The sequence below is a fragment of the Streptomyces sp. NPDC029138 genome (genome assembly GCF_055564375.1).
Map to the genome: position 1 here is coordinate 18799 of NZ_JBVHWM010000004.1, position 26467 is coordinate 45265.

Consider the following 26467-nt stretch of genomic DNA (forward strand, 5'->3'; position numbering starts at 1 on the left):
ACCTAATTGATCAGCGCGCGGCGCGGGCCGTCGTGACGCCGTCGTCCGGCGCAACAACAGGTACGTCCGCCTTGCGGACCGGTATCAGCGAGGTGACGGACAGGGTGAAGAAGGCGGCCGTGAGCAGGGCCGGCGCGTTGAGGCCCCAGGCGGTGGCCACGGCGCCGCCGAGCAGCGCGCCCAGCGGGGCGCCGGAGGTCGAGGCGGTGCGGAAGGCCGAGGCGATGCGGCCCACCATCGCCTCGGGGCTGCGCTGCTGCATCAGGGTGACCTGGTGGACGTTCCAGACCATGTTCATGGCGCCCAGCAGCAGCATCCCGGCGACCAGGGCGGGCACCTGCCGCACGGAGCCGATGAGCAGCAGCGCGCCCGTCTGGAGCGTGCCGCCGAGCAGGAGGGCCCGCACCCGACCGGTGCGGCGCGCGATCCACTGGGCGACGAAACCGCCGGTCAGGCTGCCGGCCGAGTACGCCGTCATGGCGGCGACGTAGCCGGTGTCGCCCGCGTGCAGCCAGCGGGTGACGTGCAGCGCCAGCGTGGCGATCAAGGCGCCCATGCCGATGTTGCACAGCAGCGTGGCCACGCAGACCGCGCGGAGCACCCGGTCGCGCCACAGCGCGCGCAGACCCGCCCCGATCTCCGTGCGCAGGGTGCTGCCGGCCGGGCGGTGCTCCCGCTCCGGCGGCCGTATCCGCAGGGACGCCACGAGTGCGGCAGCCACCAGGTACGTGCCCGCGTCCGCCGCGAACGGCATGAACGCCCCTGCCGCCAGCAACAGCGGCACGAACGGGCCCGCCAGCAGTCCGCCCGCGAGCCGCTGACCGGTCATCAGCCGGGCGTTCGCACTGCCCAGGGCCTCCTGGTCCACCAGGGTGGGCAACAGGGCCGTGGAGGCGTTGTCGAAGAGCGTCTGGAGCGCGGTGAGACAGAAGGCGAGCGTGATCAGCAGGGGTACGGAGGCGTACCCGAGGCCCACGGCGAGGGCGAAACCGGCGACGAGCAGGCCCCGCACCGTGTCCACGAGCCACATCGCCCGCCGTTGGTCGACGCGGTCCGCCACAGCACCGCCGAACAGCCCGAACAGCAGCCAGGGCAGATAGCCACAGGCGGTGACGGAGGCGATGACGAGGGGCTCGTCGGTGAGGCTCACGGCGAGCAGCGGCAGCGCGGACGTGCGCAGCGCGTCGCCGAACCGGGAGACCACGGCGGCCGTCCACAGCCGGCCGAAGCCCCCGCGCCAGGCGGGTGTCCCCCTGCTCGCCGTCCCGATCGCAGCCACGCTTGCCCCCTCACGATGCGCCGATGCACACACCGTAGAGGGCACCACTGACAACGGGCCGTCCGCAGCGGGGCGAAACGGCTCCGGCCAGGCGCCCGCAGGCCCCCGGCCGGTGAAGTCCTAGATCTCGCCCCGCAGTTTGGCGAGCGCCTCGGCGAGGATCGCCTCGCCGTCCGCGTCGCTGCGCCGCTCCCGTACATACGCCAGGTGCGTCTTGTACGGCTCGGTGCGCGGCGGGTCCGGCGGGTTGTCCCGGTCCTGGCCGGCCGGGAAGCCGCAGCGCGGGCAGTCCCAGGTCTCGGGTACCTGCGCGTCGCTGGCGAAGCTGGGCTGCGTCTCGTGCCCGTTGGAGCACCAGAAGGAGATGCGCAGACGCGGCGCGGACTCGCCGCGCTCGGCCTCGCCCATCGGCCCCGCCCCGACCCGGCTTCCTCGGATCGCGTTGCCACTTGCCACGGTCGTAACTCCCTGCGTGATGGTGCCGCGAAGCGAGTCGGCGTTTCGCTTCGCTGCGAGCGCCTCAGTCTACGTAAGGCCCAACGCGCGTCCAGTGATTGGAGTTACCGGCCCCCACACCCAGACGCAAGCCCCATGATAGGCCGCGCTCAGGAGCGCGTACCGAACATGGGGCTTTACGTGCGGAATGTGCTGTTCGCGTGTCAGCTGTTCGTCTTGATCAGCATGCCGAGGACGATGATGCACGCGAACCACAGCAGGCCGACCACGATGGTGATCCGGTCGAGGTTGCGCTCGGCGACCGAGGAGCCGCCGACGGAGGACTGCATGCCGCCACCGAACATGTCGGAGAGGCCGCCGCCCTTTCCCTTGTGCATCAGCACCAGCAGCATCAGCAGCAGGCTGAAGACGATCAGGGCGATCGAGAACCCCAAAACCACGGCTGGACCAACTTCCTCGGATTCGGATGGACGACGGGGGCACAGCACCCGGCTGTGCCCCCGCAAGGGTACGACGTATCGCCGCTACCGCCTACTCACGGACATGATCACTGGTCGCGGAAGCGCACGATCTTGACGAACTCGTCGGCGTCCAGCGAGGCACCGCCGACCAGGGCGCCGTCGATGTCGGCCTGGGCCATGATCTCGGCGACGTTGCCCGACTTCACGGAGCCGCCGTACTGGACGCGGACCTTGTCGGCCACGTCCTGGGAGTACAGCTCTGCGATCTTGGCGCGGATGGCGGCGCAGACCTCCTGGGCGTCCTCGGCGCCGCAGACCTTGCCGGTGCCGATGGCCCACACGGGCTCGTAGGCGATCACGATGGTCTCGGCCTGCTCGGCCGGCAGGTCCTTCAGGCCGCCCTCGACCTGGGCGAGGGTGTGGGAGACGTGGTCGCCCGCCTCACGGACGTCCAGCTCCTCGCCGACGCACAGGATCGGGGTGAGGCCGTGCTTGTAGGCGGCCTTGACCTTGGCGTTGACCAGCTCGTCGGTCTCGTTGTGGTACTGGCGTCGCTCGGAGTGGCCGATCACCACGTAGGTGCACTTCAGCTTGGCCAGCATCGGGCCGGAGATCTCGCCCGTGTAGGCGCCGGAGTCGTGCTGGGAGATGTCCTGGGCACCGTACTTGATCTTGAGCTTGTCGCCGTCGACCAGGGTCTGCACGGAGCGCAGGTCGGTGAAGGGCGGCAGGACGGCGACCTCGACGGCCTCGTAGTCCTTGTCGGCCAGGGCGAACGCGAGCTTCTGGACGTGTGCGATGGCCTCCAGGTGGTTGAGGTTCATCTTCCAGTTGCCCGCCATCAGCGGCGTGCGCGTGCTCAAGGGTCAGTCCTCCAGTGCGGCGAGGCCGGGGAGCGTCTTGCCCTCGAGGTATTCGAGGGAGGCGCCGCCACCGGTCGAGATGTGGCCGAATGCGTTCTCGTCGAAGCCGAGCGTGCGCACGGCCGCGGCGGAGTCACCACCGCCGACGACGGTGAAGCCGTTCGTGGCGACGAGTGCCTGGGCGACCGCCTTGGTGCCCTCGGCGTAGTCGGGGTGCTCGAAGACGCCCATCGGACCGTTCCAGAAGACGGTCGAGGCGTCGGCGAGCTTCGAGGCGTACAGCTCTCGGGTCTTCGGGCCGATGTCCAGGCCCTCCTGGTCGGCGGGGATCTTGTCCGCGTCGACCACGGTGTTCTCGGTGGGCGCCTTGGTCTTCAGGTCCGGGAAGGTCCGGGAGACCACGACGTCGACGGGGAGCAGCAGCTCGACGCCCTGCTTCTCGGCGCGCTCCATGTACTCCTCGACGGCCGGGACCTGGTCCTCCTGGAGGAGGGAGATGCCGACCTCGTAGCCCTTGGCCTTCAGGAAGGTGTAGGCCATGCCGCCGCCGATGAGGAGCCGGTCGGCCTTGCCGAGCAGCTGGTCGATGACGGCGAGCTTGTCGGAGACCTTGGCGCCGCCGAGCGCGACGACGTAGGGGCGCTTGACGTCCTCGGTGAGCTTCTTCAGGACGCCGACCTCGGTGGCGATCAGGTAGCCGGCGTAGTGCGGCAGCCGGGCCGGGAGGTCGTAGACCGAGGCGTGCTTGCGGTGCACGGCGCCGAAGCCGTCACCGACGTAGACGTCGGCGAGGGCGGCCAGCCGGTCGGCGAACTCGCCCCGCTCGGTGTCGTCCTTGGACGTCTCGCCGGGGTTGAAGCGCAGGTTCTCGATGACCGCGACCTGGCCGGGCTGGAGGCCGTCGACGGCGCCGTGGGCGGCGGGGCCGACGGTGTCCTGGGCGAAGGCGACCGGGGCGCCGAGCAGTTCACCGAGGCGCTCGGCGGCGGGCAGCAGCGAGAAGGCGGGGTCCGGGGCGCCCTTGGGGCGGCCCAGGTGCGAGGCGACGACCACCTTGGCGCCCGCCTCCGCGAGGGCCTTGACGGTGGGCAGGACGGCGCGGATGCGGCCGTCGTCGGTGATCGTCCCGTCGGCCAGCGGGACGTTGAGGTCGGCGCGGACGAAGACCCGCTTGCCGCTCACGCCGTCGGCGAGAAGTTCGTCGATCGTCTTCATTGAGTGGACTCCTACAGGAGGGCTCGTGGTGCACCTGATCGTAAAAGGACGTGGTCAGTACGTGGGACAGGGCCCGGACAGCGCGGCGGTGCGCTGCACGGGCCCTGCTCCCACTTCGGGGTCCTGCTTCAGCGATCAGAGCTGGTTGCCGACGAAGACCGTGAGGTCGACGAGGCGGTTGGAGTAGCCCCACTCGTTGTCGTACCAGCCGATGACCTTCACGTTCTTGCCCTCCTGGACCATGGTCAGGGAGGAGTCGAAGGTGCAGGAGGCCGGGGCGTTGACGATGTCGGAGGAGACGATCGGGTCCTCGGTGTAGTCGAGGAGGCCCTTCAGCTCACCCTCGGCGGCCTTCTGGAAGGCGGCGTTGACCTCTTCCTTGGTGACCTCGCGGCCCAGCTCCACGACCAGGTCGGTGACGGAGCCCGTCGGGACCGGGACGCGCATGGCCATGCCGTCCAGCTTGCCCTTGAGCTGCGGCAGGACCAGGGCGGTGGCCTTGGCGGCACCGGTGGTGGTCGGGATGATGTTCTCGGCGGCGGCACGGGCGCGGCGCAGGTCCTTGTGCGGGAAGTCCAGGATGCGCTGGTCGTTCGTGTACGCGTGCACCGTGGTCATCAGACCCTTGACGATGCCGAAGTTCTCGTCGAGGACCTTCGCCATCGGCGCCACACAGTTGGTGGTGCAGGAGGCGTTGGAGATGACGTGGTGGTTCGCCGCGTCGTACTTGTCCTGGTTGACACCCATCACGATGGTGATGTCCTCGTCCTTGGCCGGAGCCGAGATGAGGACCTTCTTCGCGCCACCGGCGATGTGCTTCGCGGCGTCTTCCTTCTTGGTGAAGATGCCGGTCGACTCGATGACGATGTCGACACCCAGCTCGCCCCACGGGATGTCGGCCGGGTTGCGCTCGGAGAGCACCTTGATGGTGTGGCCGTCGACGGTGATGGTGTCGGCGGTGTGGGAGACCTCCTGCTTGAGGCGGCCCAGGATCGTGTCGTACTTGAGCAGGTGGGCGGTGGTCGCGGTGTCACCCAGGTCGTTGACAGCCACGACCTCGATGTCCGCTCCCTGCTCCAGCAGCGCGCGGAAGTAGTTGCGCCCGATGCGGCCGAAGCCGTTGATGCCTACGCGGATCGTCACGAACCGATCTCCTCGTTGGTACGCCGGCCATGCGGTGCCGGCGAGCTCTGTTTGGGATGTCCCCGACCACCACCGACCCTACCTCTCCGCAGGCCCCGGGGTGACATCGAGATGGCCCATACACGGGCAGGCGGTCCGTACCAGCCAGTAGGGGTACGGACCGCCTCGGATCGACAGTGGATTCACCCGTATTTATTACGGAACGCGGCGCGTTTTTGACGCCCTTTTCACTCGTTCGTGAGCGGGTCGGCTCACTTGATACGCGGCCCGTCCGCGCACCGTTGAGAAGGGGCCCCGCTCACCTGTCGAGCGAGCCGAACGCCTTCCTCAGCAGCGCCGTCCGACCGGCCGCCGACGGCACCTGCTCCAGGCCGAAACCGAGCAGCACGGTGTCGTCCGTGGTGACCGCTCCGTACGTCTGGAACAGGGTTCCGGTGCGCGTCCAGTCCTTCAGCACCGCCGGGCTGCCGGTGGGCGGTCCGGCCGCCTTCCAGGCACCGAGGGACGACTCGAAGCCCTCGGTCTCCTTCGCCGTGCCGCCGACGACCAGCGAGGCGTCGTCGGCGAGGACCCCGTGCCCGCCGCTGCCGGGGTCGGTGATGTAGCTGACCGAGACCTCGACGGACTTCCCGGCGTACGCGCTCATGTCGAAGCTCACCTGCTGCCAGCCGCCGGAACTGCCGGTGAGGCTGTGCCACGAGCCGCTGGTGCCGGTCGCGGTGCAGGCGTTGCCCGTGAGCGTCAGGTAGTGCTTCAGCCACGGGTGCTCACCGATCAGGAACCCGGCCCCGCACTCCTCCGGCACGGCCGCCTTCGTGGCCCCTCCGGCCTCCGGCAGGGTCGTCCAGTCGTCGGCGCCGACGGTGTGCGCCTCGACCACCGCGTGGTCGTAGCCGGGTTCGGTGTCCCACAGCAGCCGGGTGCTCAGCGCCGGCTTGTCGGCGGCGACGACCCCGGTGAGGTCGATGGTGCGGGTGAGGCGCTTGTAGGCGTCGTCGGTGTGCACGGCGGCGGCCATGGAGGCGCCCGTGTACGGCCCGTACGGGTTGACGGTGCCGGCGAAGGTGCCCGCGCCCGCGCTCTGGAACTGCGGATAGGTGGCGACCGGCAGCTCGTCGGACGTGACGCCGTAGGTGCCGGCCTTGTCGAGCGGGTTGCCGGGCGCGTCGCCGAGGGCGCCGGTGAAGCCGTCGAGCGCGCCGGAGCCGGTGAAGCCGGTGGCCCCCTTGGTCGACGTACGGCTGTAGGCGCCCAGGTAGTACTGGCTGAAGTCGTCCGACAGGGTGCCGTCGCCGAGGTCGACGCTGCCGCCGGCCAGCTCGCCCGCCTCGATCAGCCTGCCGCCCTCGTTGAGGTAGGCGCGCAGCTGGAGCTGGGTGGCGTTGGCGGGGCCGTTCGCGCCGGAGTAGTGCACGACCGTCCGGAAGTGCTTCAGCACACCGAGCGCGTCCGGGGCGCCCTGCGTGGCCACGTCCCAGACGAGCGCCCGGTGCCCGGCGGCCTTCAGCGCGTCCACGTACGTCCGCGCCTGCGTGGCGGCCGTGCCCTCCTCGGCGACCACGAGGGTGTCGGCCGTCGGCCGCTTCGCGACCGTGTAGGTGAAGTGGGCGCTGGAGACCTTCTTCCCGCTCCTGGTCCGGCCGGTGAACCACACCTCGACCCTGTCGCCCGGCTCGCCGTCCCGCACCTTCGCGCGGTACTCGTCGAAGTAGAGGTTGTCCTCACCGCCGTAGGTCTGCCCACCCTTCCAGTGCTTCAGCGCCTGGTCGTGCGTACGGCCGCCGTTGACGCGGTACTTGAGTTCCTTGTCCCGGACCGCCTTGCGGACGACGACCGAGACCTCCTGGTCCGCGCCCCGGGAGTACGACGTCGAGAACGCGGCCGGGGTGAAGTCGGCGGCGCTCAGACCGACCGAGGAGGCCGGCTTGTCGGGGTGTACGGCGGTCTCGGCGACGGAGAGCGCGAACGGGACGTTCTTGGCGAACTCCTGCTGGATCAGCTTCTCGTCGTCCGGGAAGTTGAAGACCGACTGGCAGTCCTGGCTCTTCCAGGCGTCGTCCGGGTCGAGGTCCGACGCGGTCTGACAGGTCGACATCTCCGGGGTGAACATCGCCATCCTGTTGACGTTCGACGCGTGACCGTCCGCCTCGCCGTTGGTGGTGTACAGCTCCGAGGAGACCTGCGGGTGGTAGCCCGGGACGGCGGAGTTGTCGGGGGTGCCGGCGAGCGCCTTGTAGAGGACGTCGTCGGGGGTCGGGGTGGCCACCTGCCAGCCGACGCCGTAGAGGAGGAGTTCGGCGGCGGAGTGGTAGTTGATGCCGTACCGGAAGCCGACGCGCTTCTCGAAGGCGTCGAGTGCCTTGGTCTCGGGCTCGGAGCCGGGGCTCGCGCCGCGGTAGGTCTGGCTGGTGGGGTTCGGGGACGAACCCTCGTCGTCGTAGCCCCACTTGTAGGGGAAGTTGCGGTTGAGGTCGACGCCGTCACCCGTGCTGATGACGCCGTCGCCGTTGACGTCCCGCAGGTTCTTGCGCCACAGGCGGGTGCCGGAGTCCTTGAAGGTGTAGTCGTACCCGTCCGGGTTGGCCGAGAGGACGAACCACAGCTCCGTCGAGTCGACGACCTTCTTGATCCGCCGGTCGGTCGTGTAGTGGTCCAGGTAGTAGTGCATCAGACGCCGGGTCATCTCCGGCGTGATCCACTCGCGCGCGTGCTGGTTGGACATGTACAGCACGGCGGGCCTGGAGCCGTCCTTCGACTTCTTCGCGTTCCTGGTCAGCTTGAGCGCGAGGATGTCCTGGCCGCCCAGGGTTCTGCCGATGGACTCGACCTTGGTGAGGCCGGGGTGGGCCTGGGCGGTCCGGAGGATCTCCTCCTTGAGCCCGCCGCTTCCGCTGTACGGGCGGAACACGCCCTGGGCGGCGTCCTCGACCCTGGCCTCCGCCTTGGCCGAGAGGGTGTGCTCGGTGAGGTCGACGCCCTGTTTGCGCAGCTGCGCGGCCTGCTTGCCGGTGAGGTAGACCTCGACCTTGGTCCTGCCGCCTCCGCTCACCCGCTCACCGAGTTCGTGGCCGTCCTGCCCGGCCTTGAGCAGCAGGGGTACCTGCTGCTTCGTGACCTCGGCGCGGAAGACCTTGACCTCGTCCGGATCGGACGGCGCCGGACTTCCGTTCTGTGCCTGGGCGATGGGTGCGAGGCTCGCTCCGCCGATCAGAAGCGCGCCGACAGCGAGGATCGATCTCGCTCTGTGTCTCATGAACCCCCCTAGCGGTGGTCCGCCACAGCGACGAACAGGTTGCCAGGCTCATGTCACTTCATGATCGAGTCAAGAGCGTCACAAGGACACGCAAACGCCGGTGCCGACCACCCGAACGGCCGTCGGCACCGGCGAATTGACGTGTCGTCCGGTCAGCCGGCCAGGTTGTCCGCCAGCTCCTCGCTGAGGTTGGCCTCCGTGCCCGGGATACCCAGGTCGGCGGCGCGCTTGTCGGCCATCGCCAGCAGCCGGCGGATACGGCCCGCGACCGCGTCCTTCGTCAGCGGCGGATCGGCCAGCGCGCCCAGCTCCTCCAGGGAGGCCTGCTTGTGCTCCATGCGCAGCCGCCCGGCGGCGGCCAGGTGCTCGGGCACCTCGTCGCCCAGGATCTCCAGCGCGCGCTGCACCCGGGCCCCGGCGGCCACGGCGGCGCGGGCCGAGCGGCGCAGGTTGGCGTCGTCGAAGTTGGCGAGCCGGTTGGCCGTGGCCCGCACCTCACGGCGCATCCGGCGCTCCTCCCAGGCCAGCACGGACTCATGGGCGCCGAGCCGGGTGAGCAGGGCGCCGATCGCGTCACCGTCCCTGACGACCACCCGGTCCACCCCGCGCACCTCGCGGGCCTTCGCGGCGATCGACAGCCTGCGGGCGGCACCGACCAGCGCGAGCGCCGCCTCCGGGCCCGGGCAGGTCACCTCCAGGGAGGAGGAACGGCCGGGCTCGGTCAGCGAGCCGTGCGCCAGGAAGGCCCCGCGCCAGGCCGCCTCCGCGTCACAGGTGGCCCCCGAGACCACCTGCGGGGGCAGACCGCGGATCGGACGGCCCCGGCCGTCCACGAGACCCGTCTGCCGCGCCAGCTGGTCACCGCCCGCGACGACCCGGACGACATACCGCGAGCCGCGGCGCAGCCCGCCGGGCGCCATCACGATCAGCTCGGAACTGTGCCCGAAGATCTCCAGGATGTCCCGCTTGAGCCGACGCGCCGCCATCGCGGTGTCCAGCTCCGCCTCGATCACGATGCGCCCGCTCACCAGGTGGAGGCCTCCGGCGAACCGCAGAATGGCGGAGACCTCCGCCTTCCTGCAGCAGGTCCGGGTGACGGGGAGCCGGGAGATCTCGTCCTTCACCGCTGCCGTCATCGCCATGGGCCGATCCTTCCATGCATCCGAAAAATACGGTCGTACGCGGCGGCCAACAGCTCCGGATCGTGCCGGGGTGATCCGTCGGTCCGGGCCACCGGGGCCAGCTCGACCGCGGCTCCCAGCCGCTTGGCGGCCTCGGTGAGCGAGTCGCGGTCGGGCACGGCGGCCTCGTCGGCCAGCACCACGTCCAGGGCGAGTTTAGGGGCGTGTCGCCCCAAAACCTCCAAATGACGCTGCGGGGAGAAGCCCTCGGTTTCTCCCGGCTGCGGCGCCAGGTTCAGCGAGAGCACACGGCGTGCCTTGGTCTCGGTGAGGGCGTCCAGCAGCTGGGGGACGAGCAGGTGCGGGATCACCGAGGAGAACCAGGAGCCGGGGCCGAGCACCACCCAGTCCGCGTCCAGGACCGCCGCCACGGCCTCGGGGACCGCGGGCGGGTCGTTGGGCACGAGATGCACCGACTGCACCTCGCCGGGCGTCAGGGCCACGGTCGCCTGCCCGCGCACCGTGTCCACGTCGTCCGGGCGCTCCGGGTCATGCCCCTTGACCAGGGCCTGCAACTCCAGCGGCACGGCCGACATGGGCAGCACGCGCCCGTGCGCGCCGAGCAGCTTGCCGACCAGGTCCAGGGCCTGCACATGGTCGCCCAGCTGTTCCCACAGGGCGACGATCAGCAGGTTGCCGACCGCGTGCTCGTGCAGCTCGCCCTTGGACTGGAAGCGGTGCTGGATGACCCGGGCCCAGGTCTGGCCCCAGTCGTCGTCCCCGCACAGCGCGGCCAGCGCCTTGCGCAGGTCGCCGGGCGGCAGCACGCCCAGCTCGTCCCGGAGCCGGCCGCTGGAGCCGCCGTCGTCGGCCACGGTGACGACGGCGGTGAGGTCGCCGGTGATCCGGCGCAGCGCGGCGAGCGACGCGGACAGGCCCATGCCGCCGCCGAGCGCGACCACCTTGGGCTGGGCGCCGCGCCGTCGGGGCCGGCCCCCGCGGGCCTCGGCCGAGCGGCCGGCGCGCGCGTCGGGCACCATCCGGCGCAGCCTGCTCAGCCGCGGTGTACGTTCCGTCATTCCCGTCCCATGTCCCGGTGTACGACCACCGTCTCCACGCCCTCGGCCGCGAGGCGGGCGGCGAGCTTCTCCGACATCGCGACCGAGCGGTGCTTGCCGCCGGTACAGCCGATGGCGATGGTCACATACCGCTTGCCCTCGCGCCGGTAGCCGGCCGCGATGAGCCGCAGCAGTTCGGCGTACCGGTCGAGGAACTCCTTCGCGCCGGGCTGGTTGAAGACATAGGCCGCGACCTCCTCGTTGAGGCCGGTGTAGGGGCGCAGCTCCGGGACCCAGTGCGGGTTGGGCAGGAACCGCATGTCCGCGACCAGGTCGGCGTCGACCGGGAGGCCGTACTTGAAGCCGAAGGACATCACGGTGGCCCGCAGCTCGGGCTCCTCCTCGCCCGCGAACTGGGCGTCCATCTTGGCGCGCAGCTCGTGCACGTTGAGGCTGGAGGTGTCGATCACCAGGTCGGCGTCGCCGCGCAGCTCGCGCAGCAGCTCCCGCTCGGCGGCGATGCCGTCCACGATGCGGCCGTCGCCCTGGAGCGGGTGCGGACGGCGCACCGACTCGAAGCGGCGGACCAGGGCCTCGTCGGAGGACTCCAGGAAGACGATCCGCCGGGTGACGCCCCGGGTGTCCAGGTCGGCGAGGGACTCGCGCAGGTTGTCGAAGAAGCGCCGGCCGCGCACGTCCACGACGACCGCGATCCGCGCCACGTTGCCCTGGGAGCGGGCTCCCAGCTCCACCATGGTGGGGATGAGGGCGGGCGGGAGGTTGTCGACGACGAACCAGCCGAGGTCCTCCAGACACTTCGCGGCCGTGGACCGGCCGGCCCCGGACATGCCGGAGATGATCACCAGCTCGGGGATGGCCGCCTCGGGGACCCCGGCTGTCTCGCTGCCCGTACTCACCTGTGCTCCGTTGTCCTGGCCGGTGTCCTGGCCGGCGTCGGGCCGGCCGGTGTCGTGCCGGCTTGTGTCCTGACCGGCGTCGGACCGGCTTGTGTCCTGACCGGCGTCGGACCGGCTTGTGTCCTGGCCGGTGTCGTGCCGGACGACATCGTCGCCCGTGTCGCTGTGCGCCTGATCTCGCGGTGCCTGCGACTGATCTCGCTGTGCTGTGGGCTGTGCGTTGTGCTCGGTCATGTCTCCTGCCCCCGTCGTTCGTCCGGGACGCCCGCGGTCACGGGCTCCCCCGAGGAACCCCCCGTCGTGTCGGGTTCCTCGTCCTCAATGATCTCTCCGGTCGCCGTGTTCACGGCGGGTGCGGCCGGGGCCGCCTGGGCAAGGGCCACGGCGATGGTCTCGGCCGTCTTCCGGCCTATTCCGGGCACTTCCTGAATCTGCTCGATTGTGGCGGACCGCAGCTTCTTCACCGAGCCGAAATGCTTGATGAGCGCCTGTTTGCGGGTCTCGCCGAGACCGGGGACGTCGTCCAGCGGGCCCGCGCGGAAGCGCTTGGCACGCTTGGTCCGCTGGTAGGTGATCGCGAAGCGGTGGGCCTCGTCGCGGACGCGCTGGAGCAGATAGAGGCCCTCGCTGGTCCGGGGCAGGACCACCGGGTCGTCCTCACCGGGCACCCAGACCTCCTCCAGGCGCTTGGCGAGACCGCAGACGGCGATGTCGTCGATGCCCAGCTCGTCCAGCGCGCGCCGGGCCGCCGCGACCTGCGGCTGACCGCCGTCGACCACGACCAGCTGAGGCGGATAGGCGAACTTCTTGGGGCGGCCGTCGTCGTCCTTGAGGGAACCGGTGATCACATCGGTGCCGGTGAGCACGGCGTCGCCGTCGGCCGGGGAGCCGTCGATGCCGGAGCCTGCCGTCAGGGGACCGTTGGTCCCGGAGCCTGCCGTCAGGGGGCCGTTGGTCCCGGAGCCTGCGGCGAGGGAGTCGTCGGCGCCGGAGCCTTCGGTCCACTCCCCCGTCCGCTCCTTCTCGGCGAGGTAGCGCTTGAAGCGGCGGCTGATCACCTCGTGCATGGAGCGGACGTCGTCCTGCCCGGCGAAGCCCTTGATCTGGAACCGCCGGTACTCGCTCTTGCGTTGCAGGCCGTCCTCGAAGACGACCATGGAGGCGACCACGTCGTCACCCTGGAGATGCGAGATGTCGTAGCACTCGATCCGCAGCGGCGCGCTGTCCAGGTCGAGCGCCTCGGCGATCTCCTCCAGCGCACGCGAACGCGTGGTCAGGTCGGAGGCGCGCCTGGTCTTGTGCAGCGCGAGGGCCTGCTGAGCGTTGCGCTCCACGGTCTCCATGAGCGCCTTCTTGTCGCCGCGCTGCGGGATGCGCAGTGACACGTTCGACCCGCGGCGGCCGGTCAGCCACTCCTGGACCGGCTCGACCGGCTCGGGCAGGGCCGGGACCAGCACCTCCTTGGGGACCGCGTCCCCGCTCTCCTCGCCGTAGAGCTGTTGCAGTGCGTGCTCGACCAGGGCGCCGGTGGTGACCTCCTCGACCTTGTCGGTCACCCAGCCGCGCTGACCACGGACCCGGCCGCCGCGCACATGGAAGATCTGCACGGCCGCCTCCAGCTCGTCCTCGGCGACGGCGATGAGGTCGGCGTCGGTCGCGTCGGCGAGCACGACCGCGTTCTTCTCCATGGCCTTCTTCAGGGCCCCGATGTCGTCGCGCAGGCGGGCCGCCCGCTCGTACTCCATCTCCTCGGCCGCCTCCATCATCTGCTTCTCCAGACGGCGGAGGTAGGTGCCGGTGCGGCCGGCCATGAAGTCGCAGAACTCCTCTGCCAGCTCCTGGTGGTCCTCGGGGGTGATCCGGCCGACGCAGGGGGCGGAGCACTTGCCGATGTAGCCGAGCAGGCAGGGCCGGCCGGTGCGGGCGGCGTTCTTGAAGACGCCGGCCGAACAGGTACGCACCGGGAAGACCCGCAGCAGCAGATCGACGGTGTCCCGGATGGCCCACGCGTGCCCGTACGGCCCGAAGTAGCGCACGCCCTTCTTCTTGTGACCGCGCATCACCTGAACCCGCGGGAACTGCTCGTTCATCGTGACCGCGAGGTACGGGTAGCTCTTGTCGTCCCGGTACTTGACGTTGAACCGGGGGTCGTACTCCTTGATCCAGGAGTACTCCAGCTGGAGCGCCTCGACCTCCGTGGACACCACCGTCCACTCCACGGACGCTGCTGTGGTCACCATCGTCCGGGTGCGCGGGTGCAGGTTCGCCAGGTCCTGGAAGTAGTTCGCCAGGCGCTGGCGCAGGCTCTTCGCCTTTCCGACGTAGATCACCCGGCGGTGCTCGTCACGGAACCTGTACACCCCCGGAGAGTCCGGGATGTCTCCCGGCCTGGGGCGGTAGCTGGAGGGGTCGGCCATGTCTCACACCCTACTGGCGAGCACCGACACCGCGTCGGGCCTGTGGACAACGCCCCCATCCGTACGGCGTCCCTCCGGTGGGCTCGCGGCACCCCTTCCGGCCTGCGGGCCGGCCGGACGTCCACGGCTCGGTCGCCGTGGAGCCGGGCAGGACGGCATGCCCACTCGGCGGACCGGGCCCCCGCCCGGCCTGCCGCACCCCGCGTCCCCTCAGCCCGTCCGACGATCGCGTTCCAGCCATGCCGGTGACGCCCCGCCTTCGCCGCCCACTCGGGCGAGGCCCCGGATGAGACGTGCGCCAGCCCCACCGACTCCTTCCGCCCACCGCGGAACGGCACGGTCCGGCCAGCCGTCCGGAACGGCCGGGCCCGAGGTGTTGTCGGGTTCTGGTCAACACGCTTCAATGCGGGGGAACTCGGGGCCGTGCACACATGCGTACGGGCGAGCGCGGCGTGCCCAGCCAGGGACGCCCGCGGTGCCCACGGGGGTGGCCCCGCACACCCGCACAGGCGGTCTGACCAGCCGTAGCGACACCTCACAGAAAGGCCCCTCGGCATGCGGCATGCCACGGAGCACGCGGACGTCCCCACCGCGGAACTGGACACGGCCCTGCGCGGCGGCCCCTTCCACGTGGCGCTGCGCGCCGCGATCGCCGCACGCGGGCTGCCGCTCCAGCGCGTGCAGCACCATCTGTCACGCCACGGGGTCAAGGTGGGCGTCACCAGCCTGAGTTACTGGCAACAGGGCGCTCGCCGCCCGCAGCGCCCGGAGTCGCTGCGCGCCGTACGGGCGTTGGAGGAGATCCTCCAGCTGCCGGACGAGTCGCTGATCCGGCTGCTCGCCGAGTCCGACGAGCGGGCGACGGCCGACCGTCCGGCGGGCCGCTCCTACCGCTCCCTGATCGAGGCCTCGGGCGTCGTGGACCGGCTCACCGCCGACCTCGGCTGGTCCGTGGACGGCGGACTGCACACCGTGGGGCACCACGAATGCGTGCGGATCGGCGCCCGGCGGGAGCTGGCGAGCCGCGAGGCCCACCACATCGTGCGGGCCCACCGGGACGGCGTCGACCGCTTCGTCGCCGTCCACCAGGGCGACCCCGGCTGCGATCCGCGCCGCGTCACCGTGCGCGCCCTGGAGAACTGCCGCGCCGGTCGCCTCAGCTGGGACCAGGACACCGGCGTCCTCGTCGCCGAGCTGCTCTTCGGTACCCGGCTGCGCTCCGGCGACACCTTCCTCTTCCGGTACGGCATCGAGGACGGCACGGCCGGGACGTCCCGCGAGTATCTCCAGCGCTTCGGCTTCCCCGGCGGCCAGTACGCGCTTCAGGTGCGCTTCGACCCGGCCACGCTGCCGGTGCGCTGCCACCGCTTCAGCCAGCACTCGGCCGCGGCCCCGCGCAGCGGCCGGCAGGAGCTGTCCGTGACCGGTCCGCACCACTGCGCCCACCTGGTCGAGCCCCGGATCCGGCCGGGCATCGCGGGAATCGCCTGGGACTGGGAGTGAGCGGTTCCTCGCGGTCCGCCCGCTGAGCCGCGGTTCCGCACCGCTGCTCCCGGTGGACCGCGGCTCTCCGGTCAGTCCGCCGGACCGGCGACGATCCTGCCCTTCGCGGCCTTCACCGACAGCTCCGCCAGGGGCTCGGTGGCCGGTGCCTGGACCACCTTGCCCGTCACGGCATCGAACTCACTGCCGTGGCACGGGCAGACCAGGGTCGTCCCTTGCAGCTTGTTGATGGGGCACCCCGCGTGCGTGCAGACGGTGCTGTACGCCTTCAGCGTGCCGTCCTCGGCGCGACTGACCACCACGTTGTGATCCCGGTAGAGCTTGGCCCCGCCCTTCGCGACCTCGCTCTCGGCGCCGAGGTCGACCGGCGCGGTGGGGGTGGCCGCGGCAGAACCACTGCCGTCCGGGGGTGAGCATGCGGCCAGGGCGAGCCCGGCGACCGGGGCCGCGGCGGCCCCTCGAAGGACGGTACGGCGGCTCGCGGAGGAGCGGGCGGGCATCTGGAACTCCACTGGTCAAGGTGTGTGCAGGGCGACGATACCCGGGCAGAGGGGGCGGTCCGGAGGCGGGGGCCGCGAGAAATCCGGGGCGGGGTGCGGTGTCGGTCTGGAGGCATTGGAGGGGAGCTGGGTGCGCCGAGTGAGGAGGCACACAGTGACGTAAACGCTTACGTAAGCGTTTACGGGAGGCGGGGTATGGGATAGCGTCCCGGCTGGAAGCTGGACGACCGGAGCTGTAGGACCGCGGCTGGACGACCGGGCCTGGACGACCGTAAGGCCGGCTCGGAGAAGGGAACGCGATGGCCACCATGGCGGATGTCGCCCGCAGTGCCGGGGTTTCCGTGGCGACCGTCTCTCATGTGCTCAACGGCACGCGTCCGGTACTCCCCCACACCCGCCAGGCCGTGCTCGACGCGGTGGACACCCTCGGCTACACCCCGAACACTCTGGCCCGCTCCCTGGTGACCTCGCGCACCCGCTCCATCGGCCTCGCGGTGTCGGCCATCAGCAACCCGTACTTCACGGAGATCCTGCAAGGTGTCGAGGCCGGCGCTCTGGAGGCGGGCTACAGCCTGCTCATCGCGGACCCGCACGACGACCCCCGGCACGAGCGCAAGGTCGTGCAGCTCCTCCATGAGCGCCGGGTGGACGGCATGATCGTCGCCCCGTCCGCGGACCCGGGTGACCTCGTCGGCTACCTGCGTCGCCACGCCGTACCGACCGTGTTCCTGGACCGGCTGATCGACACCCGCGCGACGGAGGACATTCCGCCGGGCGACGGTGTGGATGGTGCCGCCTCGTCACCGAGCACCCCGCGTTTCGACCAGGTCTGTGCCGAGAGTGCCGCGCCGACGGCCCTGCTCGTCACCCACCTCGCCGAGCTGGGACACCGCCGGATCGCTCTGGTCGCGGGCCTGCCCGGGCTCAGTACCACCAGTGAGCGCGTCTCCGGCTACCGGCAGGGCCTCGCCGCGGCCGGTCTCGCATACGACGAGCGTCTCCTGGTCTCCGGCAACTCCGAGTCCGCCGGTGCCGAGCGAGCCACGGCCGGCCTGCTCGTCCTGCCCGACCCGCCCACGGCGCTCGTCACCGCCAACAACGCGATGACCATCGGCGCGCTGCGCGCGCTGCGCCGGCACGGCCGGTCCGTGCCGGACGACCTGGCCCTGTGCTGCTTCGACGACTTCGCCTGGGCCGACCTGTTCTCGCCCCGGCTGACCGCCATCGCCCAGCCCAGCCGGGAGCTGGGCGCCCAGGCCGTCCGGGTGCTCCTGGACCGTCTGGCCGAGCCGGACCGGCCGGCCCGGACGGTCCGGCTGCCGTGCACGTTCGTCCACCGCACGTCCTGCGGCTGCCCGGAGGAGCCGGAACCCGGCACCGGAGTTGCCGGTGCCACCGCACCATCCACGCTTGCCGAGAAGGGAACCGCCTCATGATCGTCGTCGCCGGTGAGGCACTGATCGACCTGGTACCGCAGGGCCCCGGTGCCCTCGCGGACCTGAAGCCGGCGCTCGGCGGCGGCCCGTACAACACCGCCGTGGCGCTGGGCCGGCTCGGTTCCCGCACCGCCTTCTGCTCCCGGACGTCGGACGACGCCTTCGGCGAGGCCCTGCTCGACGGGCTGCGACAGGCCGGCGTCGATGTGTCCGGCGTCCAGCGGGGGCCGGAGCCGACGACCCTCGCCGTGGCCACCATCGACGCCGCCGGCTCGGCCGCCTATTCCTTCTATGTCGACGGCACCGCCGACCGTCTGTTCACCGCCCCGGCCGCGCTACCCGCCGGTACGCGCGCGATGTCCTTCGGTACCTGCTCGCTCGTCCTGGAACCGGGGGCGAGCGGCTACGAGGAGCTGATGCGGACCGCTGCCGGACAGGGGGTGTTCACGGCTCTCGATCCCAACATCCGGGCGGGACTCATCCCGGACGCGGACGCCTACCGGGCGCGTTTCAAGAGCTGGCTGCCCTCGGTGACGCTGCTGAAGCTGTCCGCGGAGGACGCGGCGTGGCTCGGCGGGACCCCGAGCGAGTGGCTGGCCGCGGGACCGGCGGCCGTGGTGGTCACGCGGGGCGGTGACGGTCTGACCGTGTTCACCCGGGACGGTGGGGAGCATTCCGTGCCGGGTGAGAAGGTCGATGTCGTGGACACCATCGGCGCCGGTGACACGGTGAACGCGGCCTTGCTGCACGGGCTGGCCGTGCGGGACGCGCTGTCCGCGGAAGCGCTCGCCGCCCTCGGGACGGAGGGCTGGACGCGGCTGCTGCGCTTCGCGGCACGGGCGGCGGCGATCACCTGCTCGCGGGCGGGGGCCGAGCCGCCCTACGCGGCGGAGCTGGGCGGTTCTGCCGCGCTGTGAGCGGTCTGCTTTCCCTGTGCTGTTGGCAAGGTACGGCCGGGCCTGCGGTGTGCGGAGACCTGTCGGACCGCTGGACCGGGCTGGCTGATGGTGGAACGAACGGCGCCCCGCGGGGAGTTCCCGCGGGGCGCCGAACTTTTGATGCGGTGTCAGATCACCGGCAGCGACCTTCTGCCGAGGGCGTCCTGACCGCCCTCGGCAGAACGTCTCAGGCCTTACGAGCCCGCGTCGTCTTCTTCGCGGGCGTCGCCTTCTTCGTGGCCGTGGCGGCCTTCTTGGTCGCGGTGTTGTTGGCCTTGGCCGTCACCGTCTTCCTCGCCGAGGACTTGGCCGCGGCCGTCCTGCGCGTCGTGCTGCCCCGCTGTGCCTTCACCGGCTCGGCGTCGCTGATGCGGTCGGCGCCGAGGATCTCGCGCAGGAACTTGCCCGTGTGGCTCGCCGGGACCCCGGCGATCTCCTCCGGCGTGCCCTCGGCGACCACCAGGCCACCGCCGGCGCCGCCCTCCGGGCCCATGTCCACGACCCAGTCGGCGGTCTTGATCACGTCGAGGTTGTGCTCGATGACAATGACCGTGTTGCCCTTGTCGACCAGTCCGCCGAGGACCGTCAGCAGCTTGCTGATGTCCTCGAAGTGCAGACCGGTGGTCGGCTCGTCCAGGACGTAGACCGTGCGTCCGGTGGACCGCTTCTGAAGTTCGCTGGCGAGCTTGACGCGCTGCGCCTCACCACCGGAGAGGGTGGTGGCGGACTGGCCGAGGCGGACGTAACCGAGGCCGACGTCGTTCAGTGTCCTCAGGTGACGGGAGATCGCCGGGACCGCCTCGAAGAAGTGCATGGCCTCCTCGATCGGCATGTTCAACACCTCGGCGATGGACTTGCCCTTGTAGTGGACCTCCAGGGTCTCCCGGTTGTACCGGGCGCCGTGGCAGACCTCGCACGGGACGTAGACGTCCGGAAGGAAGTTCATCTCGATCTTGATGGTGCCGTCGCCCGCGCAGTTCTCGCAGCGGCCGCCCTTGACGTTGAAGGAGAAGCGGCCGGGCTGGTAGCCCCGGACCTTCGCCTCGGTGGTCTCGGCGAACAGCTTGCGGATGTGGTCGAAGACACCGGTGTACGTCGCCGGGTTGGACCGCGGGGTGCGGCCGATCGGCGACTGGTCGACGTGCACGACCTTGTCGACCAGGTCGTCGCCGTCCACGCGCGTGTGCCGTCCGGGGACGGTCCGGGCGCCGTTCAGCTCGCGGGCCAGGTGCGTGTACAGGATGTCGTTGACCAGGGTCGACTTGCCGGACCCGGAGACGCCGGTGACGGCCGTGAAGACACCCAGCGGGAAGGACACGTCGATGTCCTGAAGGTTGTTCTCACGGGCGCCGTGCACGGTGAGCTGCCGGGAGGGGTCGCGGGGGCGCCGTACGTCGGGAAGCGGGATCGCCTTGCGGCCCGAGAGGTACGCGCCGGTCTGCGACTCGGTGTTGGCGAGCAGCTCCTTCAGGGAGCCGCTGTGCACGACCTTGCCGCCGTGCTCACCGGCGCCGGGGCCGATGTCCACGATCCAGTCGGCGACCTTGATGGTGTCCTCGTCGTGCTCCACGACGATGAGCGTGTTGCCCATGTCCCGCAGGCGGACCAGGGTCTCGATCAGACGGTGGTTGTCCCGCTGGTGCAGGCCGATGGACGGCTCGTCCAGGACGTACAGCACGCCGACGAGGCCGGAGCCGATCTGGGTGGCGAGGCGGATGCGCTGGGCCTCGCCGCCGGAGAGGGTGCCGGCCGCGCGGTTGAGCGAGAGGTAGTCCAGGCCGACGTCGACCAGGAAGCGCAGCCGCTCGTTGACCTCCTTCAGGACCCGTTCGGCGATCTTCTTGTCGCGGGCGTTCAGCTTCAGCTCGCCCAGGAACTCCGCGCAGTCGCTGATCGACATGGCGGAGACCTCGGCGATCGACTTGCCCATGATCGTGACCGCGAGGACGATCGGCTTCAGGCGCGTGCCCTCGCAGGAGGGGCAGGGCACCTCGCGCATGTAGCCCTCGAAGCGCTCGCGGCTGGCGTCGCTCTCGGCCTCGCTGTGCCGGCGCTTGACGAAGGGCACCGCGCCCTCGAAGGGGGTGGTGTAGACCCGCTCACGGCCGTACCGGTTGCGGTAGCGCACCTCGATCTGGGTCTTGTGGCCGTAGAGCAGGGCCTTCTTGGCACGCTGCGGCAGGCCCGCGAAGGGGATGTCCGTGCGGAAGCCGAGGGCGTCGGCGAGAGCGCCGATCAGACGGCCGAAGTAGTCCTTGGTGTGGCCGTGCGACCAGGGGTGGATGGCACCCTCGTCCAGGGACTTGTCCTCGTCCGGGACGATCAGCTCCGGGTCGACCTCCATGCGCGTACCGATGCCGGTGCACTCGGGGCAGGCGCCGAAGGGCGAGTTGAAGGAGAAGGAGCGCGGCTCCAGCTCCTCGAAGGACAGGTCGTCGTACGGGCAGTACAGGTGCTCCGAGTACATGCGCTCGCGCTCGGGGTCGTCCTCGGGGAGATCCACGAAGTCGAGCACGACCATGCCGCCGGACAGGCCGAGGGCGGTCTCCACGGAGTCGGTGAGACGGCGCTTGGCGGAGTCCTTCACCGTGAGGCGGTCCACGACCACCTCGATGGTGTGCTTCTCCTGCTTCTTCAGGACCGGCGGTTCGGACAGCTGGATGGTCTGGCCGTCCACACGCGCGCGGGAGTAGCCCTTGGTCTGGAGGTCGGCGAACAGGTCGACGAACTCGCCCTTGCGCTCGCGCACCAGTGGGGACAGCACCTGGAAGCGGCTCCCCTCCGGCAGCTCCAGGACCCTGTCCACGATGGCCTGCGGCGACTGGCGCGAGATCGGGCGGCCGCACTCGGGGCAGTGGGGCTTGCCGATGCGCGCGAAGAGCAGACGCAGGTAGTCGTAGACCTCGGTGATCGTGCCGACCGTCGAGCGCGGGTTGCGCGAGGTCGACTTCTGGTCGATGGAGACCGCCGGGGAGAGGCCCTCGATGAAGTCGACGTCGGGCTTGTCCATCTGGCCGAGGAACTGCCGTGCGTACGAGGAGAGCGACTCCACGTAACGGCGCTGGCCCTCGGCGAAGATCGTGTCGAAGGCCAGGGAGGACTTGCCCGACCCGGACAGGCCCGTGAAGACGATGAGCGAGTCACGAGGCAGGTCGAGCGAGACATTCTTCAGGTTGTGCTCGCGCGCGCCACGGACGATGAGACGGTCGGCCACGCCGGTCCGCACCTTTCTTGAGAGAAGTGACAGGGGCGGGGCCCCCGTGCTTCTTCAGACTAGGGGGAGCCACTGACAACGCCGGTCGGATTGCCCGGTTGCATAACAACCCCCGACCATCCAGCATGCCCGACGCCGCACTCGACCATATAGCACGTGCATTCGATTTGCGGGCGGGGTTCATCACCTTCACCCGAAGGTGTGGCCGGACTAGGGTCGGCGTCATGATGGATCACGCTCATGACCTGGCCTGTGTACGGGAAGCGACGGATCGGCTCCTCAACGCGGTCACCACCATGGACAACGCCTCGCTCGCCGGGGCGTCACGGCTTCCGGGCTGGAGCCGCGGGCACGTCCTCGCCCACCTCGCCCGGAACGCGGACGCGCTCGTGAACGTCCTCCGGGGCCGCCCCATGTACGCGAGCGCCGAGACGCGGGACGCCGACATCGAGCGGGACGCCCCGCGGCCCGTCGAGGTGCAGGTCGCCGACGTCCGGGACAGCGCGGCCCGCTTCCAGGCGGCCGGGGACGCGCCCGCGGACTGGACGCGCACGGTGGAGCTGCGCAACGGGGTCACCGACTCCGCGTCCCGGGTGCCGTTCCGCCGGTGGGCGGAGGTCGAACTGCACCACGTCGACCTCGGGATCGGGTACGAGCTGGAGGATCTTCCGGCGGAGTTCCTGGAGCGGGAGGCCGGCTTCCTCGCCGAGCGGTTCTCCGGGCACCCGGACGTCCCGGCGACCCGCTTCACGGACGGCACGCGCGTGTGGACCACCGGGCGCGCGGCGGACGAGCCCGAGATCGCGGTCAGCGGCCGGCCGGCGGACCTGGTGGGCTGGCTCGCCGGGCGCCGCGACGGGGCGGCGCTTGAGGTGCGGGGCGGGGCGCTGCCGAAGCTGCCTGCGCTGTAGGGCGGCCCTGGTCCCCGGGCTCGCCCCGGGCGGCGGTCCACCAGGGCTCTCGCGCTATAGGCTGGCCGACATGACGTACTCCGGAGAGGTCAGGGTCGGCGGACCGGCGGATGTGCACGAGCTGAAAGACCTGATGATCACCAAGATCGCGGTCGGCCCGATGGACAACAACGCCTATCTGCTGCGCTGCCGGGCCACCGACGAGCAGCTTCTGATCGACGCCGCCAACGAGGCGGAGGCGCTCCTCGGCACGATCGGTGACGACGGCATCGCGTCCGTCGTCACCACGCATCAGCACGGTGACCACTGGCAGGCGCTCGCCGAGGTCGTCGCGGCCACGGGCGCGCGTACGTACGCCGGCCGCGACGACGCCCCCGGCATCCCGGTGCCCACCGACGTCCTCGTCGACGACGGCGACGTCATCAGGGTGGGCCGCGTGGAGCTCACCGCGCGCCATCTGGTGGGGCACACGCCCGGGTCGATCGCGCTGGTCTACGACGACCCGCACGGCCACCCGCACGTCTTCACCGGGGACTGTCTCTTCCCCGGCGGTGTCGGCAACACGCGCAAGGACACGAAGGCGTTCGCCAGCCTGATCCACGACGTGGAGACGAAGATCTTCGACGTGCTGCCCGACGAGACGTGGGTCTATCCGGGGCACGGCAACGACACCACGCTGGGCGCGGAACGGCCGCATCTGCCGGAGTGGCACGCGCGCGGGTGGTGAGGTGAGCGGGTGCCGACCGGCTCCCGTCCCCGACCGGCTCGCGTCCCCGGGTGTGCTCCGGCGCGCAGGCCGTACACACGCCCCACGCTGGGCAGTTGCGCGTGCGCCGAGCGCGCGCCGTGCACGCGCCCGGCGTGCACCACCCCTGTGCGCGCCCCGTGTGAACCTTTCGCACGCACCGGGCCCCCGTGCGCACTCCCGGAGACCGGTCGGCCGCGGTCAACTGGTAGCAGCCCCGCGCAGGATGACGGCTCCTGAGCGGTAGGGGCCGCCGGTCTCCAACCCCGCCCTCGGCCGGCGGCCCAGGCTCAGCGCACGCGCGCGTGGGCTGCGAACAGCCGTGTTCACACGGCCGCAACACCCCTTCCCAGCATGCGGACAACCACCGCCGTGACCTGGACAGACGCCGCGTTCGCTGCCAGTCTCCCGCCATGCATCCTGCCCCTCGCGCCCTGCGCCGCGCGGTCGCCGTCGTCACCGTAGCCCTGCTCGCCACCGCCGTCGGCTGCGCTCCGCAGCCCGAGGAGAAGGCGTCGGCCGCCCCGTCCGGGTCGGCCGCGAAGAGCTGCGCCAAGGGCAAGCTCGCCACCAAGACGGCCGGGAAACTGACGGTCGCGACGGACGAACCGGCGTACGAGCCCTGGTTCAAGGACGACAAGCCGGCGAGCGGCAAGGGCTTCGAGTCGGCCGTCGCCTACGCCGTGGCGAAGCAACTGGGATACGACAAGAGCGCCGTCGTGTGGCAGAGCGTGCCGTTCAACAAGGCGTTCGCGCCCGGGGTGAAGACCTTCGACTTCGACATCAACCAGGTGTCGATCAGCGCCGAGCGCAAGAAGGCCGTGGACTTCTCCTCCGGTTACTACGACGTGCGCCAGGCGGTCATCGCCCTGAAGGGCAGCAAAGCGGCCCAGGCGAGCGGCATCGCGGACCTGAAGAAGCTGAAGCTGGGCGCCCAGGTCGGCACCACGAGCCTCGACTACATCACCGACGTCGTGAAGCCTGCACAGGACGCGGCCGTCTACGCCAAGAACGACCAGGCCAAGTCCGCGCTGAAGAACGGCCAGGTCGACGCCATCGTCACCGACCTGCCGACCGCGTTCTACATCACCGCGGCCGAGGTGACGAACGCCAAGATCGTCGGCCAGTTCGAGAACCAGGGCGGCACGCCGGAGCAGTTCGGGCTCGTGCTGGACAAGGGCAGCGCGCTGACCTCGTGTGTGACCGGCGCCGTCGACGCGCTGCGCAAGGACGGCACGCTGGCCGGGATCGAGAAGCAGTGGCTCTCGGACGCCGTCGACGCCCCGGTGCTCAAGTGACGGTCACCAAGGGTGAGTCGGCCCGGGAGGGGGCGGACGGCAAGGCGGACATGGCCGGCGGCGCCGGTGACGGTGTCCCGGGCGACGGTTACACGCCCTCCGAGCGGCGTTTGGCGCGCGAGCGCTACAAACGCGCGCGTGCCCGTCGCGCCACGGCCGTCGCTGCCCTCTCGACGCTCGTCACGGCCGCCCTGCTCTACCTGGTCGTCGTCGACGCACCGGGCTGGCCGCGTACCAAGGAGACGTTCTTCAGCGCGCACTACGCGCGCGAGGCGTTCCCGAAGGTCCTCGAAGGACTGTGGCTGAACATCCGCCTGCTGCTGGTCTGCGGTGCCGCCGTCCTGGTCCTCGGCATGCTGATCGCCGTCGCGCGGACCCTTCGCGGCCCGGTCTTCTTCCCGCTGCGGGTGCTGGCGGCGGCGTACACCGACTTCTTCCGCGGTCTGCCCCTGATCATCAACCTGATGATCGTGGTCCTGGGCGTGCCGGCACTGCGGCTCCAGGGCGTGACGGTCGATCCGGTGCTGCTCGGCGGTACGGCGCTGACGCTGACGTACTCGGCGTACGTGGCGGAGGTGTTCCGGGCCGGCATCGAGTCGATCCACCCCTCGCAGCGCGCGGCGGCCCGCTCGCTCGGCCTCACCAACCGGCAGGCCCTGCGCTACGTCGTCCTGCCGCAGGCGGTGCGCCGCCAGGTGCCGCCGCTGCTCAACGACCTGGTGTCGCTCCAGAAGGACACCGGTCTGGTGTCCATCGGCGGTGCGGTGGACGCCGTACGAGCGGCCGACATCATCGTGGGCCGCAGTCTGAACTACACGCCGTACATCGTCGCGGGTCTGGTGTTCGTGGCGCTGACCATCCCGATGACCCGGTTCACGGACTGGGTGACGGCCCGGATGGACCGGCGGCGGGCCCAGGGAGGGTCCCTGTGAGCGCCTGGGGAGGAGCCCTGTGAGCACGCCCGACAGCACGCGTGTGAGCGACGCGCCGGTGTTGCGGATGGAGTCCGTCCGCAAGACCTTCGGCGGCTCGGTCGTCCTGCGGGACGTCGGTCTTGAGGTCGCCCCGCACACGGTGACCGCGCTGATCGGCGCGTCCGGCTCGGGCAAGTCCACGCTGCTGCGCTGCGCCAACCTCCTGGAGGAGATCGACGACGGCGCCATCTGGCTGGACGGCGAGGAGATCACCGACCCGCGCGTGGACCAGGACGCGGTACGGCGCCGGATCGGCGTCGTCTTCCAGGCGTACAACCTCTTCCCGCACATGACCGTTCTCGACAACATCACGCTGGCGCCACGCCGGGTGCACGGCGCCTCTCGCGCGGAGGCCGAGGAACGGGCCAGGGAACTGCTGGAGCGCCTTGGACTGGGCGGGAAGGCCGACGCCTACCCGGACCGGCTCAGCGGCGGTCAGCAGCAGCGTGTGGCGATCGTACGGGCCCTCGCGGTGCGGCCCCGGCTGTTGCTGCTGGACGAGATCACGGCCGCCCTCGACCCCGAGCTGGTGGGCGAGGTCCTGGAGGTGGTGCGTGGCCTGAAGGACGAGGGCATGACCATGGTGCTCGCCACGCACGAGATGGGCTTCGCACGGGACGTGGCCGACCAGGTGTGCTTCCTGGACGGCGGGGTCGTACTGGAGCGCGGCACCGCCGATCAGGTCTTCGGCGACCCGCAGCAGGAGCGCACACGGCGCTTCCTGCGGCGGATCGTGGAGGCGGGCCGGCTGTAGTCCCGCGCACG

At 70.8% G+C, this 26467-nt stretch carries 21 protein-coding genes; 8 read left to right on the forward strand and 13 right to left on the reverse strand.

What is annotated here, in order from left to right; genetic code table 11:
- Positions 1–10: 10 nt before the first annotated feature.
- The 11 genes from ACZ4WH_RS05790 to uvrC all read right to left on the reverse strand — a co-directional run bounded on the left by ACZ4WH_RS05790 (position 11) and on the right by uvrC (position 14183).
- Positions 11–1204: an MFS transporter gene (locus tag ACZ4WH_RS05790; RefSeq protein WP_468177410.1), complete on the reverse strand. Its 1194-nt coding sequence runs from the start codon at positions 1202–1204 to the stop codon at positions 11–13.
- Positions 1205–1399: 195 nt separating this feature from the next.
- The gene (locus tag ACZ4WH_RS05795) at positions 1400–1735 is read right to left on the reverse strand and encodes an RNA polymerase-binding protein RbpA (protein WP_003976875.1); all 336 of its coding nucleotides are present in this window, start codon (positions 1733–1735) and stop codon (positions 1400–1402) included.
- A 203-nt stretch (positions 1736–1938) separates the two neighbouring features.
- On the reverse strand, positions 1939–2169 hold the full coding sequence (gene secG, locus ACZ4WH_RS05800) for a preprotein translocase subunit SecG (protein WP_030642355.1): 231 nt from the start codon (positions 2167–2169) through the stop codon (positions 1939–1941).
- A gap of 113 nt (positions 2170–2282) precedes the next feature.
- Positions 2283–3059, reverse strand: a complete 777-nt coding sequence (gene tpiA / locus ACZ4WH_RS05805) for a triose-phosphate isomerase (protein WP_468176974.1) — start codon at positions 3057–3059, stop codon at positions 2283–2285.
- A gap of 3 nt (positions 3060–3062) precedes the next feature.
- Positions 3063–4274, reverse strand: a complete 1212-nt coding sequence (locus tag ACZ4WH_RS05810; RefSeq protein WP_468176976.1) for a phosphoglycerate kinase — start codon at positions 4272–4274, stop codon at positions 3063–3065.
- A 135-nt stretch (positions 4275–4409) separates the two neighbouring features.
- Entirely contained in the window at positions 4410–5417 is a 1008-nt protein-coding gene (gene gap, locus ACZ4WH_RS05815; protein ID WP_468176978.1) for a type I glyceraldehyde-3-phosphate dehydrogenase, read from the reverse strand.
- A gap of 298 nt (positions 5418–5715) precedes the next feature.
- Complete coding sequence (locus ACZ4WH_RS05820; protein WP_468176980.1) at positions 5716–8670, reverse strand: M14 family metallopeptidase; 2955 nt, start codon at positions 8668–8670, stop codon at positions 5716–5718.
- A 152-nt stretch (positions 8671–8822) separates the two neighbouring features.
- Complete coding sequence (gene whiA / locus ACZ4WH_RS05825) at positions 8823–9812, reverse strand: DNA-binding protein WhiA (RefSeq protein WP_030583311.1); 990 nt, start codon at positions 9810–9812, stop codon at positions 8823–8825.
- On the reverse strand, positions 9803–10870 hold the full coding sequence (locus tag ACZ4WH_RS05830; protein WP_468176982.1) for a gluconeogenesis factor YvcK family protein: 1068 nt from the start codon (positions 10868–10870) through the stop codon (positions 9803–9805). The genes whiA and ACZ4WH_RS05830 overlap by 10 nt, the downstream gene beginning before the upstream one ends.
- On the reverse strand, positions 10867–12000 hold the full coding sequence (rapZ, locus tag ACZ4WH_RS05835; protein ID WP_468176984.1) for an RNase adapter RapZ: 1134 nt from the start codon (positions 11998–12000) through the stop codon (positions 10867–10869). The genes ACZ4WH_RS05830 and rapZ overlap by 4 nt, the downstream gene beginning before the upstream one ends.
- Positions 11997–14183 (reverse strand): excinuclease ABC subunit UvrC, encoded by a 2187-nt coding sequence (gene uvrC, locus ACZ4WH_RS05840; protein WP_468176986.1) that lies wholly within the window; start codon positions 14181–14183, stop codon positions 11997–11999. The genes rapZ and uvrC overlap by 4 nt, the downstream gene beginning before the upstream one ends.
- 555 nt (positions 14184–14738) lie before the next feature.
- Here uvrC and ACZ4WH_RS05845 point away from each other — a divergent pair.
- On the forward strand, positions 14739–15686 hold the full coding sequence (locus tag ACZ4WH_RS05845) for a hypothetical protein (protein WP_468176988.1): 948 nt from the start codon (positions 14739–14741) through the stop codon (positions 15684–15686).
- 71 nt (positions 15687–15757) lie between these two features.
- Here ACZ4WH_RS05845 and ACZ4WH_RS05850 read toward each other — a convergent pair whose 3' ends face one another.
- Positions 15758–16186: a Rieske (2Fe-2S) protein gene (locus ACZ4WH_RS05850; protein ID WP_468176990.1), complete on the reverse strand. Its 429-nt coding sequence runs from the start codon at positions 16184–16186 to the stop codon at positions 15758–15760.
- Positions 16187–16485: 299 nt separating this feature from the next.
- Here ACZ4WH_RS05850 and ACZ4WH_RS05855 point away from each other — a divergent pair, with 299 nt between their 5' ends.
- The gene (locus tag ACZ4WH_RS05855; protein WP_468176992.1) at positions 16486–17622 is read left to right on the forward strand and encodes a LacI family DNA-binding transcriptional regulator; all 1137 of its coding nucleotides are present in this window, start codon (positions 16486–16488) and stop codon (positions 17620–17622) included.
- The gene (locus ACZ4WH_RS05860; protein ID WP_468176994.1) at positions 17619–18539 is read left to right on the forward strand and encodes a carbohydrate kinase family protein; all 921 of its coding nucleotides are present in this window, start codon (positions 17619–17621) and stop codon (positions 18537–18539) included. Before ACZ4WH_RS05855 ends, ACZ4WH_RS05860 begins: the two co-directional genes overlap by 4 nt.
- Before the next feature lie 208 nt (positions 18540–18747).
- Here the strand turns inward: ACZ4WH_RS05860 and uvrA are convergent, their stop codons facing one another.
- Positions 18748–21774 (reverse strand): excinuclease ABC subunit UvrA, encoded by a 3027-nt coding sequence (gene uvrA, locus ACZ4WH_RS05865; protein WP_468176996.1) that lies wholly within the window; start codon positions 21772–21774, stop codon positions 18748–18750.
- Between the two features lie 224 nt (positions 21775–21998).
- On the opposite strand from uvrA, the gene ACZ4WH_RS05870 reads away from it, so the two are divergent.
- The 5 genes from ACZ4WH_RS05870 (at position 21999) to ACZ4WH_RS05890 (ending at position 26456) form a co-directional block, all read left to right on the forward strand.
- Entirely contained in the window at positions 21999–22685 is a 687-nt protein-coding gene (locus ACZ4WH_RS05870; protein WP_468176998.1) for a maleylpyruvate isomerase family mycothiol-dependent enzyme, read from the forward strand.
- A 70-nt stretch (positions 22686–22755) separates the two neighbouring features.
- On the forward strand, positions 22756–23412 hold the full coding sequence (locus tag ACZ4WH_RS05875) for an MBL fold metallo-hydrolase (protein ID WP_468177000.1): 657 nt from the start codon (positions 22756–22758) through the stop codon (positions 23410–23412).
- A gap of 431 nt (positions 23413–23843) precedes the next feature.
- A complete protein-coding gene (locus tag ACZ4WH_RS05880; RefSeq protein WP_468177002.1) occupies positions 23844–24728 on the forward strand; it encodes an ABC transporter substrate-binding protein in 885 nt (294 codons plus the stop codon).
- Positions 24725–25660 (forward strand): amino acid ABC transporter permease, encoded by a 936-nt coding sequence (locus ACZ4WH_RS05885; RefSeq protein WP_468177004.1) that lies wholly within the window; start codon positions 24725–24727, stop codon positions 25658–25660. Before ACZ4WH_RS05880 ends, ACZ4WH_RS05885 begins: the two co-directional genes overlap by 4 nt.
- Before the next feature lie 67 nt (positions 25661–25727).
- Entirely contained in the window at positions 25728–26456 is a 729-nt protein-coding gene (locus tag ACZ4WH_RS05890) for an amino acid ABC transporter ATP-binding protein (RefSeq protein WP_468177413.1), read from the forward strand.
- Positions 26457–26467: the final 11 nt, after the last annotated feature.

Coding starts and splice junctions, on each gene's coding strand:
- ACZ4WH_RS05810 (WP_468176976.1), bottom strand. CDS start 4,274: ATGAAGACGATCGACGAACTTCTCGCCGACGGCGTGAGCGGCAAGCGG.
- ACZ4WH_RS05820 (WP_468176980.1), bottom strand. CDS start 8,670: ATGAGACACAGAGCGAGATCGATCCTCGCTGTCGGCGCGCTTCTGATC.
- whiA (WP_030583311.1), bottom strand. CDS start 9,812: ATGGCGATGACGGCAGCGGTGAAGGACGAGATCTCCCGGCTCCCCGTC.
- ACZ4WH_RS05830 (WP_468176982.1), bottom strand. CDS start 10,870: ATGACGGAACGTACACCGCGGCTGAGCAGGCTGCGCCGGATGGTGCCC.
- rapZ (WP_468176984.1), bottom strand. CDS start 12,000: ATGACCGAGCACAACGCACAGCCCACAGCACAGCGAGATCAGTCGCAG.
- uvrC (WP_468176986.1), bottom strand. CDS start 14,183: ATGGCCGACCCCTCCAGCTACCGCCCCAGGCCGGGAGACATCCCGGAC.
- ACZ4WH_RS05845 (WP_468176988.1), top strand. CDS start 14,739: ATGCGGCATGCCACGGAGCACGCGGACGTCCCCACCGCGGAACTGGAC.
- ACZ4WH_RS05850 (WP_468176990.1), bottom strand. CDS start 16,186: ATGCCCGCCCGCTCCTCCGCGAGCCGCCGTACCGTCCTTCGAGGGGCC.
- ACZ4WH_RS05855 (WP_468176992.1), top strand. CDS start 16,486: ATGGCCACCATGGCGGATGTCGCCCGCAGTGCCGGGGTTTCCGTGGCG.
- ACZ4WH_RS05860 (WP_468176994.1), top strand. CDS start 17,619: ATGATCGTCGTCGCCGGTGAGGCACTGATCGACCTGGTACCGCAGGGC.
- ACZ4WH_RS05870 (WP_468176998.1), top strand. CDS start 21,999: ATGATGGATCACGCTCATGACCTGGCCTGTGTACGGGAAGCGACGGAT.
- ACZ4WH_RS05875 (WP_468177000.1), top strand. CDS start 22,756: ATGACGTACTCCGGAGAGGTCAGGGTCGGCGGACCGGCGGATGTGCAC.
- ACZ4WH_RS05880 (WP_468177002.1), top strand. CDS start 23,844: ATGCATCCTGCCCCTCGCGCCCTGCGCCGCGCGGTCGCCGTCGTCACC.
- ACZ4WH_RS05890 (WP_468177413.1), top strand. CDS start 25,728: ATGGAGTCCGTCCGCAAGACCTTCGGCGGCTCGGTCGTCCTGCGGGAC.